Origin of the sequence: Streptomyces sp. SM1, from assembly GCF_002910825.1 — a bacterium.
GTDB classification, from domain to species: Bacteria; Actinomycetota; Actinomycetes; order Streptomycetales; family Streptomycetaceae; genus Streptomyces; species Streptomyces okerensis.
Genome location: NZ_NEUB01000081.1, coordinates 1 through 1,064, shown reverse-complemented (window position 1 = coordinate 1,064; position 1,064 = coordinate 1). Strand labels below are relative to the sequence as shown.

The window sequence follows — 1,064 nt, the reverse complement described above, 5'->3', positions numbered from 1 at the left end:
GCGGTAACGCCCGGCGCCGCCACGTGCTCCCCACCTGTCTCCTCCTCTCAGCTCTTGAACGTGAGCACGGTGGTGAAGCCCGCCGTGCCGTCGGTGAAGCCGGTGCCGATCAGCGTCGTGGCGGGTTCCCTGCGGCCGAAGCCGGGGGAGTACCAGCCGAGCGGCGGGTCGCTCTCGCCGCGGTGCGCCTGCCAGGACAACCGGGAGGGCAGGTCCAGCTCCGCGGAGCGGGCCTCGCCGTCCCGGGCCCAGGTGAGGACCGCCCGGTCGCCCACCAGGTCCGCGGTGACCGCGGGGCCGAGATGGAACGCCAGGCGCACGGCCCGGCGCGGGCCGCGCACCTCGTCGGTCACCCGCAACTCCTGCCGGGAGGCCGTCAGTTCCACCCGGCGGCGGTGTACGGACGGCCGGTAGCCGTCGTGCTCGGCGCACCAGCGGGCCACGTCCTCCCCGGAGGTGTCCACGGTCAGGACGCGGCTGCGGGCCTGCCGGGTCCACAGGAACGGGCCGCCGGAGACGGACTGGTCCGAGCCGTCCAGCTGCAGGGTGTTGTGGCCGAGGGTCGAGCGGAAGTACCGCCGCCACTCGGGCTGCCCGTGGTAGCAGTACGTCCCCGGATCGGCGAGCACGTCCACCCCGTCGTGCCGTACCTCCAAGGACAGCGCGTCCGCGTGGGCGTGCGCGGCGATGGACAGGAACCCGTGCGGACCGCCGTCGCAGCGGCACCAGATGCCCCCCGGGCCGCGCAGGACGGTGAGCCCCGCGTCCGCGAAGTGGGCGGGCCGGCTCGCCGGACGGGACACGGCGGGGGCGGATCCCGTCCGCAGCGTCCCGCCGTCCGTCCGGAGGCCGGGAACGGCGGCGTCCGCCGCCTGCCCCCGCCGGTCGGCTCGGCCGGTCGTGCCGCGCAGCCATCGGCCCAGGGCTGTCGTGAGGCCGGGGCGTGTGCCGGACGTGGGGCGGAGCCATCGGTCGAGGGCTGTGGCGGGGCTGGGGTGTGTGCCGGGTGTCGGTTGGTGCGGGCTGTCCGTGTTCGCCGCGAGGCCGGGGTGTGTGCCGGGTGT

The 1,064-nt window shown here is 76.1% G+C and carries 1 protein-coding gene; it reads right to left on the bottom strand.

The genetic code is table 11. The features are described from left to right. Positions 1–47: 47 nt before the first annotated feature. On the bottom strand, positions 48–1,064 hold a 1,017-nt coding region (locus B9S61_RS01855), incomplete at its 5' end, for a heparinase II/III-family protein (RefSeq protein ID WP_258039503.1).